This window comes from Alishewanella sp. HL-SH06 (genome assembly GCF_052656265.1).
In genome coordinates this window covers 1065217-1081334 of record NZ_CP199752.1, presented here as the reverse complement: position 1 = coordinate 1081334, position 16118 = coordinate 1065217, and the positions used below count along the sequence as shown (strand labels likewise).

Genomic DNA, 16118 nt, shown 5'->3' with positions numbered 1-16118 from the left:
GGAGCATTTATGAAACAACTCATGCTTATCATGTTACTGCTGTGCGGCGTTTCGGCGCACGCGGGGCAATTTATGCAACCTGATAACTTGTTTCCTAAAGTGAAATTTATGACCTCACATGGCGATATCGTGGTGGAATTAGATCGCAGCCGCGCGCCACTGAGCGTCAATAATTTTTTAAGCTATGTTAAAAAAAACGCTTACAACAATACGATATTCCATCGGCTTGTGCCGGGTTTTGTATTGCAAGGGGGGGGCTATACCCCCGATTACAAAGAGATTGACACGCTAAAGCCGGTCTTTAACGAGTCAGGCAATGGCCTAAAAAATCAACTCGGCTCCATCGCGATGGCACGCTTAAACGATCCGCATAGTGCGGTTAGTCAATTCTATTTCAATCTGGAAGATAACAGCAGTTTAGATCCGGGCAGTCGTTGGGGCTATGCCGTATTTGGGCAAGTGGTTTCCGGTATGGAAGTACTCGAGAAAATCCAAAATATTGAGACTGAAATCAATCAGCAAACCGGCTGGAGCGATGTTCCGGTAGAGCCGGTGATACTAAAAATGGTCATTCTGCTCCCACAAGAGTAATTTTGACTATACTTCGGTAAAGGCTTTTTGGCGGAACTGAAGTATGGCCACTCATTTTACTGATGAAAAATCTCGGCAATTGGTGTTTTATGCCTCGCGTTTTTTGCGCGGCCAATTGCCACATCATGAATTACATTTGTTTATCTGGGATACCTTAGAAGAATGGGCGGCTTTGCAACAGCGCCCTACTACCCCCCTCACCCGCAAGAACGTGTATTTTGGTATTTGCTGCATCAGCTGGAATTTTGGCCTGAACAGCAGCTATTGCATAACAAAAGATTGAAGCGCAACTTACAACTTTGCCTAGGCTTTATCGTCGGTAAAGCTCAAAGACCGCTCAATTGTGTGGGCTTAAGGCCCTAAACCGAAAATCTGCATTAAAAACCGTTACTTTTCAAATTCATGCTCTTTGCTGTGAGCTGCGTGTCTGTTAAGGTTTGCCTTCAGATAATTCAGGATGGGCCAGATGACACTCGGTAAACAACAAGGCGCAGCGCAAAGCTGGCGGCAAACGCTGCAAAGCTATCAAGATATCCGCCTGCTTTTCATCTTTTTTATGGGTTGTGCCTCTGGTTTTCCTTGGGTATTAATTGGCTCAAATATGAGTGGATGGCTAAGTGATGCGGGCCTGTCTCGCACGGCCATTGGTTATTTTGGCTCAGTGTTTATTGTCTATGCCTTAAATTTTTTATGGGCGCCTTTACTTGACCGCGTCAAACTACCCCTGCTTTATTCTTGGCTTGGTATGCGCCGTAGTTGGATCCTACTAATGCAAAGCATTATGTTATGCGCCACTATCGCCATTGCTTTTACCGAACCGAGCCAAAGCCTGTTGCTGACTTCGCTGCTTGCAATGGCCATTGCGCTGTCATCAGCCACTCAGGATGTGGCCATTGATGCCTATCGAATTGAAATGATCGGTGATGATAAAGTGCGAGTCGCACCAGCCGCGGCCATGGGAGTAATTGGTTGGTGGACCGGTTATTCCTTACCCGGCTACTTGGCTTTTGCCAATGCCGATCAATATGGTTGGCCTGCCGTGTATTTGGGTATGGCGTTAGTAATAGTGCTATTAATGTTCTTTACCTTAATCAGTAAAGAACCCCTGAATCAACGTGATCTATTGCAGCAGCAAGCGGCCGCTCGTCATAGCGCGGCAGTCGGCAAGCAAGTTGCCCGCCCTTATCTGATTTGGTTAACCGTAACCGTGCTAGAGCCCTTTTTGGACTTCTTTCGCCGCAACGGTTGGCAGTTATCGTTGGCCATCCTCAGTTTTGTGTTTTTATTTAAAGTGGGTGAAGCGTTCTTAGGCCGCATGTCAGTGCCATTTTATAAAGAAATTGGTTTTTCAAATGAGCAAATTGCCGAATACTCTAAATTGGTTGGTTGGTTTGCCACCATTGTCTTTACCCTAATCGGTAGTGCCATCAATATTCGTTTTGGTATTGTGCGCGGCTTATTTATTGGCGGCATCGCCATGGCTGCCAGTAATTTGATGTTTGCTTGGATCGCCTTAGTCGGGCCAAAACCCGAGTTATTTATTGCCGCTATTTTAGTCGATAACTTTACCGCTGCTTTTTCCACCGTCGCCTTTGTATCTTTCTTAACCTGGCTAACCGGCCGCGCTTTTACTGCTACCCAATACGCACTGCTCGCCTCTTTGGGTAATCTGGGTCGTACCACCTTAGCTTCTTTTAGTGGTGAAATGGTAGATTTACTGGGGGGGAATTGGGCGTTGTTTTTTGTTTTCACCTCGTTAATGGTGATCCCCGGTTTATTGCTGTTATTGTGGGTAGGTAAACGACTACAGCAACGTGAACAAACGCAACAATAAAGCATTAAAAAAGCCGCTTATCACGCCATGTTTATCCCACAAACATAACACGAAGAGCGGCTTTTGAAGTTGTTGTACTGGCTAGCCGTTAGTTAACTGCAGTAAACCTTCGGCAGGATCAACCTCAAGCGCTTGGCAATAACGCACAAACTCGACGACATCCAATCTACGTTCTTGATTTTCAACCTTACCAATAAAAGAATGCGGTGTGCCTAATAACTCAGACAAACTGCGCATAGTGTGACCTTTCTCTTGTCGTTGTCGTTTTAACCAAACACAAAGCCGTTTATTTTCATCAGAAATGACACTTTTCGTACCTTTCATTTTTTTTATTCTCCGAGCGTGTTACGCTTTTATTTATTATAGTTTATGCGCTCCTTGCAATATTGGGTTGTTGTGGTCTTGCTTGACTAACACGGATGTGACTAGTAACTAATATCATAGGTTGCGATAAGCGTACAGATTTTCAGGTTAAAAAATCAGGCGGTTAACAAGATTAATACGTTTTAAAAATATGAGCGTAAATGAGTATCTTTTTGAATATCGGCAGCGCAAAGCGCCATGAGGAAACAATGGTTAGATTAGTCTTCTTGTTACCATTATTAATGAGTTTAGGTTGGTATTTGTTCTTACGCAACTACGGCATTCCCTTAAAACAAGGCCTGCGGGGCTTTATCTATATCGGGGCATTTAACGCTATTATCGCATTAGTGTTGTGGGCGTTAATTCTCATCACCAATCGTTAAGCACCCTAAAACACGGTATCTGTGTTAAAACAGATACCGTTACATTGTTCAGAGTGAGAAGCTTACGCCAGAGCAGCGTAAAGTATGAGCGGGTTATACCGAAAAAGAAGAACCACAACCACAGGTTGTCGTTGCGTTCGGATTTTGCACAATAAAACGGCTGCCTTGTAAGCCTTCGGTGTAGTCAACCACCCCACCCATCAAGTACTGTAAACTCATCGGGTCAACAACCATGGCCACGCCTTGCTTTTCAATTAACAAGTCGCCTTCATTCACTTTTTCATCGAAGGTAAAGCCATATTGAAAACCTGAGCAACCACCGCCGGTGATATAAACCCGCAGCTTTAAGTCCGGATTTTCTTCTTCACTGACTAGGGTAGCGACTTTACGCGCAGCCGCATCGGTAAACTCTATAGGGATCTGTAATTCAGACATGGTGGCTCCAACCAGCATAACAACGGCGGCAATTATCTAATACCTGACTAATTTATTCAAGTATTAGGCGCAAGTGAGCGATAATAGTTCAGTACGTGCGAATGCCGCGACCGACACGCGCTGACCAACAGCACGCCGCGCTAATCAGCACGCCAGTACTCATTTTTGCCGCAACTATGTTAAACTTCGTTTAATTTAATCCACTTAGCATGAATTATCCTATGCGGCGCTGGCAAGATCACCTCCCCGCCTTACAACGGCGACTGGCTCTCCCCCAAACCTCGCTTCAGTTGTGCTTACTCGGCATGCTCGGCGGGTTAATTGCTGCGTTATTAATTATCTGCTTTCGTTTAGCTATTATCGGTATTCAAGGTTTTTTCCTAGAGCATACTGATGACTTTGCCAGTATCGATGCTGAAATACGCTGGTTATTACCCTTAGGTGGAGCGGCTTGTATTGGCTTAATCGCCCTGTTTACCGGTTATAAACACTATCGCCTTGGCATCCCATTTGTCATCCACCGCATCAAAACCGCTTACGGGGTGATGCCCTTTCGCAATACGCTTAGTCAGTTCTTTGGTGGGGTGGTCGCGCTCGCCAGTGGCTTTTCGGTGGGTCGGGAAGGCCCATCCGTGCATCTTGGCGCCTATGGTGCGAGCACCGTTGGCCGTTATTTAAAACTACCCTATAACAGCGTGCGTATTTTGGCAGGGTGTGGCATTGCCGCCGGGATTTCAGCCTCGTTTAATACGCCATTGGCGGCGATGATTTTTGTGATGGAAGTGGTACTGCGTGAATATCGCATCCATGTGTTTATCCCTATTATGCTGGCTTCGGTGGTGGGTGCTATGGCCACCCAACTGGTTTTTGGCACCGACCGTGAACTCGCGGCATTAGATATTATTAGTCTTAGTGTTTGGCATTTTCCATATTTAATTCTTTGTGGCGTTATCTTTGGTGCGGTTGCTTGGTTTTTTAATAGCAACATGATGCGCTTATTATCGGTATTTAAAAAATGGCCCTTATTATTGCGCCTTGCTTTGGCCGGCATGGTTACGGCGTTAGTGGGTTATCTGATCCCTGAGGCCATGGGCGCAGAAACGGGCGCTATCCAATTTGCTATTAATAGCCCTACTGCCATCCATCTCCTGTTATTGATTTTAGCCGGCAAAATGATTTTAACGTTGTTTGCCATTGGCTTAGGTGTGCCTGGTGGCATCATTGGCCCGGTTTTTGGTATCGGCGTTGTATTAGGTACCATTTTAGCCATCGTACCGGCGCTGATTGTTGATAACAGCAGTAATGCCGGTACTTATGCGGTTTTAGGTATGGCGGGAATGATGGCGGCGACGCTGCATGCCCCCTTAGCCGCCTTGGTGGCCGTGTTAGAGTTAGCCGCGAACCAACATATTATCTTGCCGGCCATGTTGGTTATCGTTACCGCCTATGTCACGACGGTGCAATTTTTTAATAATAAATCGATTTTCTTGATGCAACTCGACTTTATGCAGTTGCCGTATAAATTATCGCCCGCAGATGATGTGCTGCAAAAAGTGGGGGTATTAGCCGTCATCAGCCAAGAATATCAAGTGTTAGATAATCCCGATGAACAGACGGTTTTAGCCAGTCTCGACACGCTTCAACCGCCCACACAATTAATCATTAAACGCCAAACCAGCGATAGCCTGCAATTTTTTACTGCACAATACGACATCAGTCTAACGCTCACTGGTGAAAGTGCCGTGCAATACACGCCTATTCAAGGTTTATCGCATCAAAGTACCATGGCAGAGGTATTTGCTATTTTAGAAGACGAACGCGAAGGGCTGGTTTACATTTATCAAGACGACCCAGCTCATCCGATCGGTATTATCCGCTGGGACCAACTGCGGGCACTTTTAACTAAACAGAATAACTTACTATGACCCTGATCCTTGTTTACAAAGCTTTACACCTGTTTTTTATGGTCGCCTGGTTTGCCGGTATTTTCTATTTGCCGCGCTTATTTGTTTATCACGCTGAAACGCAAAGCACCGATTGCGATAAGACTTTTAAAGTGATGGAGCGGCGGTTACTGTTTTTCGTTACTCCCTTTGCCTTACTTACCTTGGTTTTCGGCCTGTTATTAATTGGCAGCTATGGCAGCGCATGGTTTGCCGCGAGTCGCTGGCTACATTATAAATTGCTGTTAGTTATCCTGCTGTACCTCTATCACGGCTATTGTTTTAAGCTATTGGCCGATTTTAAACATAACCGCAATACACGTAGCCCACGTTTTTATCGGATTTTTAATGAAGCACCGGTACTGATCCTGTTGGCAATAATTCTGCTCGCAGTATTAAAGCCGATATAAATAGCACTAACTTTTCCGTATAATGAAGTCAGTTTGGCCTCTGGGTCTCTTCCATTCGCTATCCGAAATAAGTGAGCACGCACTATGAGCTTTAAAGGTCAGCATATTCTGTCGGTTAAACAATTTGACCGTGACAGTATCCAATATGTGTTTGATATTGCCCGCAAGATGTCCCCTTACGCCAGCAGAAAAAAACGGACTAAGGTACTCGATGGCGCTATTTTGGGTAATCTGTTTTTTGAACCGAGCACCCGTACTCGGGTAAGCTTTGGTTGTGCTTTTAACCTGCTAGGCGGTGAAGTGCGCGAAACCACGGGCATGGAATCGTCAGCTTTGTCTAAAGGTGAGTCATTATACGATACCGCACGAGTGATCAGCAGTTACAGTGATGTTATTGCGATGCGCCATCCGCAAGCTGGCTCTGTCGCAGAGTTTGCTGAAGGTAGCCGTGTGCCGGTATTAAACGGTGGCGACGGCGCCAACGAACACCCTACTCAGGCCTTATTAGATCTGTTTACCATTGAACGTGAACTAACCGCCTCTGGCCAGAGTATTGACGGTATGCATATTGCCATGGTGGGTGATTTAAAGTTTGGCCGTACCGTGCACTCGTTGTCGAAACTACTTAGTTTGTACAAAAACTTACAAATTACCCTGATTTCGCCACAAGAATTAGCCATGCCTGATGAGGTGGTGAGCAGCTTAGAGAACGCCGGCCATCGTTTGACTATCAGCGACAAACTCGAAGGCAATTTGAACGCCGATATCGTCTATCAAACACGGATCCAAGAGGAACGTTTTCCGTCGAAAGCCGAAGCCAATTTATACCGTGGTAAGTTTCGCTTAAACCAAGAAATCTATACGCGGCACTGTAAATCGAACACCGTGATTATGCATCCTTTACCCCGAGATTCACGACAAGAAGCCAATGAGTTAGATAATGATCTTAACCTCAATCCTAACTTGGCTATTTTTCGCCAGGCCGATAATGGCATCTTAGTCCGGATGGCGCTGTTTGCGTTAACCCTGGGGGTCGAAAACGTGATCCAAGATTATGAATGCGCTGTGCCTTGGTATAGCAACAAATAACTGACAGGAATCCGATAATGTCCATCTCTTCAGAACTCTTCAGCCGCGCACAACACACGATACCCGGTGGTGTAAACTCACCGGTACGTGCTTTTAAAAGTGTCGGTGGCGAACCTTTTTTCGTTGCTCGTGCTGATGGCGCCTATTTATTTGATGTCGATGGCAAACGCTACATCGATTACATCGGCTCTTGGGGCCCGATGCTATTAGGCCACAACAACCCGGTGATCCGCCAAGCGGTCATTGATGCTGCGGCACATGGTTTAAGTTTTGGTGCTCCTTGCCCAGCCGAAGTCACCATGGCAGAAACCGTCGCAAAACTGGTCCCAAGCATGGAAATGCTGCGGATGGTCAGCTCTGGCACCGAAGCCACCATGAGCGCGATCCGTTTAGCTCGGGGCTACACGGGCCGTGATACCATTGTAAAGTTTGAAGGCTGTTACCATGGCCATGCAGACTCGCTGCTGGTTAAAGCAGGTTCAGGGGCGCTGACTTTAGGTGTTCCAAACTCCCCTGGCGTGCCAGCCGATTTTGCCAAATATACTCTGACCTGTGAATTTAACAATTTGGCGCAGATCCAACAGTTATTCGCAGCACAAGGTAGCGAAATTGCTTGTATCATCGTCGAACCGGTTGCCGGCAATATGAACTGTATTCCGCCAGAGCCAGGATTTTTAGAAGGCTTACGGCAGCTTTGTGATGACTACGGCAGCGTCTTGATTTTTGATGAAGTGATGACCGGCTTTCGGGTCGCCTTAGGCGGCGCTCAAGCCTATTATGGCGTTAAGCCAGATCTGACTACCTTGGGTAAAATCATTGGTGGTGGCATGCCGGTTGGCGCTTTTGGTGGTAAGAAAGCCATTATGCAGCACATCGCGCCACTGGGTCCCGTTTATCAAGCGGGTACCTTATCAGGCAATCCGATTGCTATGGCAGCAGGCTTAGCCGCCATGCAAGAAATCAGCAAGCCTGGCGTATACGAAGCATTGACCGAGAAAACCAGTCGTTTAATTACTGGGTTAGCTCAAGCGGCGGCGCAACATGGCGTGCCAATGAGCTTTAACCAAGTGGGTGGCATGTTTGGTATGTTTTTTTCCAACGAAGGCCGCGTCAGTAATTATCAGCAAGCAACTCGTTGTGATATTGCTGCGTTTAAACAGTTTTTCCATGGCATGTTAGAACAAGGCATTTACTTAGCGCCTTCGGCTTATGAAGCCGGTTTTTTATCATTAGCACATACTGATGATGATTTAGCCGAAACCATTAGCGCAGCGGCTAAAACGTTTGCCGCACTGTAATTAAGCGGTAACGCCAATAAGGGCGCGCCTGGCTGGTGCACCCTTTTTTTATCGGTTAATCACACTGATTTAATGCTAATACGCTGTCTTGATGGGCCGGCAATAACCAACTATTCGGGCAATACTCAGGGACGGGTAAACCGCTTTGCGTCGAAAAACGTTGCCATTCTACTTGTTCGGGCATATACCGAATTAAATTATGGGTGCCTTGTTGTTTAAAATAATCGGTAAACACCCGTAAAGCGCCGCTACCCCCGGTTAAATTGGTCGATTTGTTATCATCTCGCCCCAACCAAACGGTCACCAATCGATCTTGATCAAAACCGCTAAACCAACTGTCCCGATAATCACTCGAGGTGCCGGTTTTACCCGCAAACGTAGGTTGTGGCCAGGTGCGTGCTAAAGATTGCGCGGTGCCCGTTAAGGTTGATTCGATCATCGCATAATGCAATAAATAAACATCTGCGGCAGGATAACGCACGCTCGGGGTCAAATTACGTTGATACACTACCGCACCATTTTGATCGGTGACAGCCTGTACCGTGGCCAAGCTTTGATGTACACCATTATTGGCGATGGTTTGATAAAGCTGACTGACTTCATAAGGTGAAAGTTCTAACGAGCCTAACAACGCTGATGGGTACAAGGTAATATTACGCTCTAAGCCCAAACGGCGCAGGGCTTCTTGCAATTTAGGCATACCCAGTTGTAAGCCCAGCCGCACCGTTGGCACATTTAATGAGTCAGCCAAAGCGCGCATGAGAGAGACATTACCGCGAAATGTCTTATCAAAGTTCTGCGGTTGCCACTCTTGATTATTACTGCGTAAGCTCAGCGGGCTGTCGTCGAGCATGCTACCTAGGGTGTAGCGACCCCGTTGTGCCAACGCTTCTAAATAAATGGCCGGTTTAATTAAACTGCCAATAGGCCGCCGTGCTTCCAGTGCACGGTTAAAACCCGCATACCCCGCAGTTTTACCGCCTACCAAGGCTTGAACAGCGCCCCGTTGATAATCCACCACCAGCATCGCCGCTTCTAGCTCTTTATCCATAGCCGGAACCAGCTGAGTCACCGTGCGCTCGGCTTGGGTTTGCGCCATCGGATCCAAATAAGTAAACACTTTAATGCCACTGTGCATCAGATTGCTGTCCAGCGCTAGTTGCCGTAATTCACGTTTCACGGCATCCATATAAGCCGGGAAGTTGGCATTTAAGTATTGCCCTCTTGCCACCACTTCTACCGGCCGAGTTAACGCCTGCTCGTAAGCACGTTGATCTAATAAATGTTGCTCAAACATCAGCCGCAGCACTAAGTCTCGCCGCTGCTTGGCACGCTCTGGAAACCGGCGTGGATCGTAGTAACCTGGGCCTTTAACAATGCCGATTAACAAGGCGTACTGATCGGCATTCAGTTCAGTGAGCGGTTTACCAAAATAAAAACGGCTGCCTAAACCAAAACCGTGCACCGCCGTGGCATGATTTTGTCCAAGGTAAATCTCATTCAGGTAAGCCTCAAGGATCTGATCCTTACTAAAACGATAATCGAGCACCAAGGCAATCATCGCTTCGTTAACCTTGCGCAGCAGCGTGCGATCCTGCGTTAAATACATATTCTTGGCTAACTGCTGGGTCAGCGTCGAGCCGCCCTGCACGGTGCGCCCCGCCGTAATATTGACCCACAAGGCACGTAATACCGATAACGGCGATACGCCACGATGTTGATAAAAATCGCGATCTTCTACCAGCAATAGCGTTTCTTTCAGCAAGCTTGGCACCCACTCTAAGCGCACTAATTCACGATCTTCTTGGTGGGGTGACACCAAATGCTCGATTAATTGCGGCTCAAGGCGTGCCATGCTTAATGGTGACTTTTGTTGCAGCAATGCACTGATGCCTCTGCGATTAAACTCGACACTAAAACGTGAAGCGGCTTGAGTGCCATCGACAAAGGTAAAACTACGGCGAAAAATCTCTACTGTGTTGCCACTGGTGCGAAATTGTCCTGGCCCAGACACTGCATTTACGCGTTGGTATTGCAGCTGCTCCAGCTCTTGCACCAACTGTTTCTGTGTCAGGTATTTGCCAGGAAACAGCTCTAAGCTGCGGCCATAAATTTGTGCTGGCACTTGCCATTTTTGCCCTGAAAAGGTGCTGGTGATCTTACTATCGAGATAGATAAAATACAAAAACAGCCCTAGAAATCCTGCCAAAGCGAGCTTTAAAGAGGTTATCCAAATCAATCGCCACCAGCGAGCTGGCCGAGCGGAGGTGGGCACTTTTTTACGAGTTCGAGTCATAGCGCATCGCTTTTTTGGTTTTAGTCGTCGGTAAGGCTTTCGCAGGATCGTCCGGCCAAAAATGTTTCGGATATCGGCCTTTCATTTCTTTTTTTACTTCATGCCAGCCTTGCTGCCAAAAACTGGCCAAGTCACGGGTAATTTGTAGTGGTTGTCTGCCAGGCGATAGCAAGGTCACACTTAACGCCAATTTACCATCGAGCACTTGCGGCGTGGTTAGTTGACCATACATTTCCTGAACCCTTACTGAAAAACCCGGCCCGCCAGGTAAGCAATAATCAATCGCCACCCGGCTGTGTGCCGGCGTGGTAAAAAACTCGGGTAAGCATTGATTCAGTTGTTGCTGCTGGCTATAACTAAGTTGCTGCCAGAGAAGATCATACAGGGGTAATTGCGCTAGCTGATTAACTTTATTGATATTCGCTAAATAAGGCCCTAACCAGCTCGTCATATTCGTGGTCAGCCCTGACAGACTGAGATCAGGCAAGCCAGCATACTGGTGTTGCGTTAACAAGGCGACACGCTGTTGTAACTGCTGACAGCGCGCATTAAAGGGTAATATCGCTATGCCTTTTTTCGCTAAGTAAGCTAACCAAGCTTGTTGCTTTTCAGCGGCAGTAAGCTGTAAGGGTTGCGGCCGCCGCTGCAGCACAATTTCACCAAACAGACGTTGCGACTCACTATAAAAGCCCGCTTGCTTTTCATCCCAGCCGGTATGAGGCTGCCATGCTAGCGCGGGCCAATCCTCCAGAATATCAGGCAGCGCAATGGCTACCGCTTGTTGCATCCGGTTGCTTTGCGCTGTTTGTGTAATACTCACGGCCACCACTAAATCTTGCTGCTGTAACGGATGGTTGGCGGGAAAACTGGCGCCCACGCCATTGGCTAACAAATAACCCTGGCCACGGCGCTGTGCTAACCGATCTGGAAATGCTCGTAACAATAAAACGGGTAACAAACCAAGCGGCAAGCTGGTATATTTTTTAGCGGCCAATCGCTTAGCAAATACTTCGGCTTGTTGATAACGCCGCTGCTCTTGCGCAGGACGTTCTGCTAAGCGCTGCACTTGGCGGTAAAGATCCTCTTGCAAATCGCGGCTATCTTCTAGCAAGGCGGCCAGCAAAGCGGCTAGCCACAGCGCACCGGGTTGAGTGGTCTCTAACGTTTTGGCGTGCTGTAACATACTGGCTAAGCGTATATCGGTGCCAAATTGATAAAGTGTTTGACCATAAGCCGTGATTTGCCCACGCTGATCCAGCACTTCAAGTTGTTGCAACAGGGCTGTTGCCGCCGCTAAGTTTGCTGATTGTGGCGAGGTTAACCAGTTTAGGTCTGCCGGTTGGCAACCCCAAACGGCAATCTCTAAGCGTAAGCTGGTTAACTCGCTGATCTCAATTTCTGCAGGTTCAAAAGCCGTTCGCCGCTGCCATTGTTCAGCACTGTCTAAGCGATAACACCAACCTTCGCCAAGTCGTCCAGCTCGACCGGCTCGTTGTATTGCCGCTGCTTGGCTAATGGCAACCGTATCTAAGCGCGTCAGGCCACTGCGGGCATGATAACTGGCACGTCTTGCGACACCACTGTCGACCACCACATGAATGCCTTCAATGGTTAAACTGGTTTCCGCTAAATTCGTAGCCAATACTATTTTATAATGCCCTGTCGCCGGAGCGGCTATTGCGGCTTGTTGTGCCGCCAAACTCATACTGCCCAACAGTGGCAATACGCGCAGATTTGCCGCTAAGTCTTGCTGAGCTAACCACTGCGCAGCCTGATTAATTTCTGCTTGGCCGGGTAAAAAGACCAAAACACTACTTTGATGACGCCAAAAGCCCTGCAGAGCTAAGCGGGCACTTTGCTGCGCGATGGGCTCTTTATTCAACGGTTGATAAACGATATTTACCGGATAACTGCGCCCTTCGCTTTGCAATACTGGTGCCTGTAAATAGCGGGCCAGCATACTGGTGTCCAAGGTCGCCGACATCACTAAGATACGCAGCTGCTCGTTCAGTTGTTGTACTTCAAGCGCCAGCGCTAACCCAAAGTCAGCATGCAAAGAGCGTTCGTGAAACTCATCAAAAATCAGGATATCCACGCTACTCAGCTCAGGGTCTTGCTGAATTTTCCGCGTTAAAATACCTTCGGTGACAATAAGCAGCCGAGTTTCAGCGCAATATTGGCTGTCTTGGCGAATTTGATACCCCACCGTCTGTCCAACGGGCTCATTCAGTTGGGCGGCGAGATAACTGGCGATGGTGCGTGCGGCTAAGCGCCGAGGCTCAAGCAATAGCAGCCGCTTACCTGCAAAAGCGGGGTGCTTGAGCAAATACAACGGTAAAAAAGTCGATTTGCCGGCACCCGGTGGCGCCGACAGAATAACCTTAGGCTCATGCTGCAGTAGCTGACAGAGCCTTGGCATAATCTCGTTTACAGGTAACACCAACCGCTACTCAGCACGGGTCGCAGAAATGCGGCCAGGGTGACAAGTTAAATTACGCCGATAATTCATGTAACAACATAGCCGCGATTGTGCGGATCCCTTGACCCGTTGCGCCCACGGCTAAAAAGCCATTAGCGCTATCACGATAGGCTGCCGCTAAATCAAAGTGCAACCAACCTTGGCCATTATTTGGCACAAAGCGACTTAAGAAACCGGCTGCATTACTGGCACCACCGGCGCCACCGCCTTTTACTGGCCGGCTGTTAGCGGTATCGGCAAAGGCCGACGGACACTGTTGCTGATGCCAAGGCTCTAAAGGCAGTTGCCACAGTAACTCTTGTTGCTGCTCGGCATAACTTAGCGCGCGTTGTGCTAAGGGTTTATCTAATGCAAACAGGGCATTGTATTCTGAGCCAACCGCCGTTACGGCTGCACCGGTTAACGTCGCCGCATCAATAATTAACGGCGCACCACTTTCCGCTGCCATTTGTAAGCCATCGGCCAACACTAAACGCCCTTCAGCATCGGTATTAACAATTTCGACTGTAGTGCCATTTTTATAAGTAATAATATCGCCCAATTTGTAAGCATGACCACTGATCAAGTTTTCAGCACAGCACAAAATCAGTTTAACCCGCTGGGTTAAGCCCTGCAAAATAGCCAAGGCTAACGCCGCGGTCACCGTAGCGGCACCGCCCATATCACATTTCATGTGCAACATGCCTTCGGTCGCTTTGATCGAATAACCACCACTGTCAAAGGTAATACCTTTACCGACCAAGGCAGCCGCCACCGGAGTATCCGCTTTACCGCTGGGGTTAAAATCCAGTTCTAACATTGCGGGCGCTCGCACGCTACCGCGACCTACTTGATAAATACCATGCCAGCCTTCGCTGACTAATTGCTCACCACTGATCACGCGATAGCTCACTTTAGCAGTGCCAGCCACTTCTTCAATAAAGGCAGCGGCTTGTGCGGCTAACTTCTCTGGTGATAATTGCTCAGGGGTTTGATTAATTAACGCTTTAGCAAACTGGAAACAATGCGCTTGTTGCTCTAATAGTTTGACTGTGGCGCTATCACCGGTAAAGTGCACGCCACCTTGGCGCTTGGCATTCACAAAACCTTGATAAAATGCCCACTGTAATTCCAGCGGCCACTCACCGCTTAATTGCAACGACGTTACGCCTAAGCCATCAAGCATCCGAGCGGCTTTTTGCACGTTACGGCGCTCTTGACCTGCGCTAAGATGAATTTGATAACCTTGCTCACTGGGGCTAATTAACGCATTAGCGCCAAACTGGGCCGCGGCGGGTTGCTGTTGCAAACTGATGTGAAGTACTGAACTGTTTGAATTCATTCTTAGCTCCGAAAATAAAAGGGCAAAGTAAGCCATCTGCTGGCTGATGGCGTATTGTAGCACACTGCAGTACTTTGCTAACGGCAGTGCGCTTAACAAATAACGCAAAATAAGTGTTTATTATTACTCACTTGAGCGAAAGTCAATGCAGACTTATCGAAAATAAGTGACGGCAAGGCGGTCTGTCTGTATACTTCCGCGGTTTTTTATTAGTGATTGCGGTAGCGGTGATATTCTGCTATCTATAGCCGCCAGCTTTTTGGCTTGGTGGGATTGTACAGGAGAGAATCATGCCAGTAGGCAATAACAATAAATCCCTTGGGCTATTAGCGCTAGCGGGCGTAGTTCCCTATGAAGCAGCGGTCGGGGAAGAGTACATGAACCCGAAGCAGTTGGAGCATTTCCGGAAAATTCTGGATGCATGGCGCCAACAACTTCGTGAAGAAGTGGATCGCACTAAAACACATATGGCTGATGAAGCAGCCAATTTTCCTGATCCAGTGGATCGTGCAGCTCAAGAAGAAGAATTCAGTTTAGAATTACGCGCACGGGATCGTGAACGTAAGTTGCTGAAGAAAATTGAAAAAACGTTACAAAAGATCGAAAATGACGACTTTGGTTTCTGTGATACCTGCGGTATCGAAATCGGTATAAAACGGTTAGAAGCACGTCCTACTGCTGATCAATGTATTGATTGTAAGACGCTGGCTGAAATCAAAGAGAAGCAACTCGGCGGTTAACGCTGCGGCAACCTCAGTGTCAGTGCATCTTGCAACGCAAACGGCCGGTTATCGCGGCCGTTTTGCTCCCTCCCCCTCGGGGCCATTACATTTTGGCTCACTTGTGGCGGCTGTTGGTAGTTATCTTCAAGCAAAAAGTCAGCAAGGCCAATGGCTGTTACGTATCGAAGATATTGATACGCCTCGCATGCAAGCCAATGCCGATAGCGACATTATGCACACCCTAGAAAGCTTTGGTTTATGCTGGGATGGCCCGGTTATTTATCAAAGCCAACGGTTGGATCGCTATCAAGACGTATTTAATCAACTGCAGAAACAAGGCTTGTTGTACGGTTGCCAATGTTCACGCAAAGCAATCCAAGCCGCCGGCGGCCTCTATAACGGGCGCTGTGCCGCTAAACAATTGACGACACCGCCTTTAGCCTGGCGTCTGCGTGCGGCAGATGTGCATTGTCATTTCCATGATCAGGTGTTTGGTAACCAGCGTATCGATGCCGCCTTAGCTGCAGAAGATTATATCGTTAAGCGCCGTGATGGGTTATTTAGTTATCAACTGGTGGTGGTGATTGATGATCAGGATCAACAGATCAGCGAAGTGATCCGAGGAGCCGATTTACTCAGTATGACTCCCAGGCAACAACATTTGTTTCAATTGCTGGGGCAAACCGCGCCACTGTACGGCCATTTACCCTTAGCCGTTACCGCGCCGGGGCAAAAACTGAGTAAACAAAACCATGCAAGCGCCCTCGCTCATTGGCCAAATCATCACAGTTTAACGGCGGCATTACTTTTGCTAGGCCATGCCCCGCCTGATGAACTGCGGCAAGCGCCAGTAACGGAAATACTTGCTTGGGCTACCCAGCACTGGCAGCTGGCGAAAGTACCAAAACAACTCGAAATTCGCTGTGCAGATTTTGCGTAATTTGCGCGACATTC

At 47.9% G+C, this 16118-nt stretch carries 15 protein-coding genes; 10 read left to right on the top strand and 5 right to left on the bottom strand.

Annotated elements, in window-relative coordinates:
* The first annotated feature begins 9 nt into the window (after nucleotides 1–9).
* The 3 genes from ACUJFK_RS04965 to ACUJFK_RS04955 all read left to right on the top strand — a co-directional run bounded on the left by ACUJFK_RS04965 (nucleotide 10) and on the right by ACUJFK_RS04955 (nucleotide 2425).
* A complete protein-coding gene (locus ACUJFK_RS04965) occupies nucleotides 10–591 on the top strand; it encodes a peptidylprolyl isomerase (RefSeq protein ID WP_445426251.1) in 582 nt (193 codons plus the stop codon).
* Between the two features lie 43 nt (nucleotides 592–634).
* Nucleotides 635–874: a hypothetical protein gene (locus tag ACUJFK_RS04960; protein ID WP_445426250.1), complete on the top strand. Its 240-nt coding sequence runs from the start codon at nucleotides 635–637 to the stop codon at nucleotides 872–874.
* A 183-nt stretch (nucleotides 875–1057) separates the two neighbouring features.
* Entirely contained in the window at nucleotides 1058–2425 is a 1368-nt protein-coding gene (locus ACUJFK_RS04955) for an AmpG family muropeptide MFS transporter (protein ID WP_445426249.1), read from the top strand.
* A gap of 81 nt (nucleotides 2426–2506) precedes the next feature.
* Here ACUJFK_RS04955 and ACUJFK_RS04950 read toward each other — a convergent pair whose 3' ends face one another.
* The gene (locus ACUJFK_RS04950; RefSeq protein WP_226749561.1) at nucleotides 2507–2749 is read right to left on the bottom strand and encodes a helix-turn-helix domain-containing protein; all 243 of its coding nucleotides are present in this window, start codon (nucleotides 2747–2749) and stop codon (nucleotides 2507–2509) included.
* A gap of 248 nt (nucleotides 2750–2997) precedes the next feature.
* On the opposite strand from ACUJFK_RS04950, the gene ACUJFK_RS04945 reads away from it, so the two are divergent.
* The gene (locus ACUJFK_RS04945) at nucleotides 2998–3171 is read left to right on the top strand and encodes a hypothetical protein (RefSeq protein ID WP_226749560.1); all 174 of its coding nucleotides are present in this window, start codon (nucleotides 2998–3000) and stop codon (nucleotides 3169–3171) included.
* Between the two features lie 93 nt (nucleotides 3172–3264).
* On the opposite strand, the gene erpA is transcribed toward ACUJFK_RS04945, so the two are convergent.
* Nucleotides 3265–3606 carry an iron-sulfur cluster insertion protein ErpA gene (gene erpA / locus ACUJFK_RS04940; protein WP_226749559.1) on the bottom strand — a complete coding sequence of 114 codons (342 nt, stop codon included), beginning with the start codon at nucleotides 3604–3606 and terminating at the stop codon, nucleotides 3265–3267.
* 221 nt (nucleotides 3607–3827) lie between these two features.
* On the opposite strand from erpA, the gene ACUJFK_RS04935 reads away from it, so the two are divergent.
* The 4 genes from ACUJFK_RS04935 (at nucleotide 3828) to hemL (ending at nucleotide 8346) form a co-directional block, all read left to right on the top strand.
* Complete coding sequence (locus tag ACUJFK_RS04935) at nucleotides 3828–5531, top strand: chloride channel protein (RefSeq protein ID WP_445426248.1); 1704 nt, start codon at nucleotides 3828–3830, stop codon at nucleotides 5529–5531.
* Nucleotides 5528–5959 (top strand): CopD family protein, encoded by a 432-nt coding sequence (locus tag ACUJFK_RS04930; RefSeq protein ID WP_229585345.1) that lies wholly within the window; start codon nucleotides 5528–5530, stop codon nucleotides 5957–5959. Before ACUJFK_RS04935 ends, ACUJFK_RS04930 begins: the two co-directional genes overlap by 4 nt.
* Before the next feature lie 84 nt (nucleotides 5960–6043).
* Nucleotides 6044–7048, top strand: a complete 1005-nt coding sequence (locus tag ACUJFK_RS04925) for an aspartate carbamoyltransferase (RefSeq protein ID WP_226749557.1) — start codon at nucleotides 6044–6046, stop codon at nucleotides 7046–7048.
* Between the two features lie 17 nt (nucleotides 7049–7065).
* Nucleotides 7066–8346 carry a glutamate-1-semialdehyde 2,1-aminomutase gene (gene hemL / locus ACUJFK_RS04920; RefSeq protein WP_445426247.1) on the top strand — a complete coding sequence of 427 codons (1281 nt, stop codon included), beginning with the start codon at nucleotides 7066–7068 and terminating at the stop codon, nucleotides 8344–8346.
* Nucleotides 8347–8401: 55 nt separating this feature from the next.
* Here hemL and mrcB read toward each other — a convergent pair whose 3' ends face one another.
* The 3 genes from mrcB to pepB are packed head-to-tail and all read right to left on the bottom strand — an operon-like array spanning nucleotide 8402 to nucleotide 14442.
* Nucleotides 8402–10642 (bottom strand): penicillin-binding protein 1B, encoded by a 2241-nt coding sequence (gene mrcB / locus ACUJFK_RS04915; RefSeq protein WP_445426246.1) that lies wholly within the window; start codon nucleotides 10640–10642, stop codon nucleotides 8402–8404.
* A complete protein-coding gene (gene hrpB, locus ACUJFK_RS04910; RefSeq protein WP_445426245.1) occupies nucleotides 10626–13082 on the bottom strand; it encodes an ATP-dependent helicase HrpB in 2457 nt (818 codons plus the stop codon). Before hrpB ends, mrcB begins: the two co-directional genes overlap by 17 nt.
* A 52-nt stretch (nucleotides 13083–13134) precedes the next feature.
* The gene (gene pepB / locus ACUJFK_RS04905) at nucleotides 13135–14442 is read right to left on the bottom strand and encodes an aminopeptidase PepB (protein WP_445426244.1); all 1308 of its coding nucleotides are present in this window, start codon (nucleotides 14440–14442) and stop codon (nucleotides 13135–13137) included.
* A gap of 290 nt (nucleotides 14443–14732) precedes the next feature.
* Between pepB and dksA the strand changes: the two genes are divergently transcribed.
* On the top strand, nucleotides 14733–15182 hold the full coding sequence (gene dksA / locus ACUJFK_RS04900) for an RNA polymerase-binding protein DksA (RefSeq protein WP_226749552.1): 450 nt from the start codon (nucleotides 14733–14735) through the stop codon (nucleotides 15180–15182).
* A 16-nt stretch (nucleotides 15183–15198) separates the two neighbouring features.
* On the top strand, nucleotides 15199–16104 hold the full coding sequence (gluQRS, locus tag ACUJFK_RS04895; protein WP_445426243.1) for a tRNA glutamyl-Q(34) synthetase GluQRS: 906 nt from the start codon (nucleotides 15199–15201) through the stop codon (nucleotides 16102–16104).
* The last annotated feature ends 14 nt before the right edge of the window (nucleotides 16105–16118 follow it).

What these genes read in the sequence shown, in the direction of transcription:
- ACUJFK_RS04945 (WP_226749560.1), top strand. Translation starts at nt 2,998, where the DNA reads ATGGTTAGATTAGTCTTCTTGTTACCATTATTAATGAGTTTAGGTTGG.
- erpA (WP_226749559.1), bottom strand. Translation starts at nt 3,606, where the DNA reads ATGTCTGAATTACAGATCCCTATAGAGTTTACCGATGCGGCTGCGCGT.
- ACUJFK_RS04960 (WP_445426250.1), top strand. Translation starts at nt 635, where the DNA reads ATGGCCACTCATTTTACTGATGAAAAATCTCGGCAATTGGTGTTTTAT.
- mrcB (WP_445426246.1), bottom strand. Translation starts at nt 10,642, where the DNA reads ATGACTCGAACTCGTAAAAAAGTGCCCACCTCCGCTCGGCCAGCTCGC.
- ACUJFK_RS04935 (WP_445426248.1), top strand. Translation starts at nt 3,828, where the DNA reads ATGCGGCGCTGGCAAGATCACCTCCCCGCCTTACAACGGCGACTGGCT.
- ACUJFK_RS04965 (WP_445426251.1), top strand. Translation starts at nt 10, where the DNA reads ATGAAACAACTCATGCTTATCATGTTACTGCTGTGCGGCGTTTCGGCG.
- ACUJFK_RS04930 (WP_229585345.1), top strand. Translation starts at nt 5,528, where the DNA reads ATGACCCTGATCCTTGTTTACAAAGCTTTACACCTGTTTTTTATGGTC.
- dksA (WP_226749552.1), top strand. Translation starts at nt 14,733, where the DNA reads ATGCCAGTAGGCAATAACAATAAATCCCTTGGGCTATTAGCGCTAGCG.
- hemL (WP_445426247.1), top strand. Translation starts at nt 7,066, where the DNA reads ATGTCCATCTCTTCAGAACTCTTCAGCCGCGCACAACACACGATACCC.
- ACUJFK_RS04950 (WP_226749561.1), bottom strand. Translation starts at nt 2,749, where the DNA reads ATGAAAGGTACGAAAAGTGTCATTTCTGATGAAAATAAACGGCTTTGT.
- pepB (WP_445426244.1), bottom strand. Translation starts at nt 14,442, where the DNA reads ATGAATTCAAACAGTTCAGTACTTCACATCAGTTTGCAACAGCAACCC.
- ACUJFK_RS04925 (WP_226749557.1), top strand. Translation starts at nt 6,044, where the DNA reads ATGAGCTTTAAAGGTCAGCATATTCTGTCGGTTAAACAATTTGACCGT.
- ACUJFK_RS04955 (WP_445426249.1), top strand. Translation starts at nt 1,058, where the DNA reads ATGACACTCGGTAAACAACAAGGCGCAGCGCAAAGCTGGCGGCAAACG.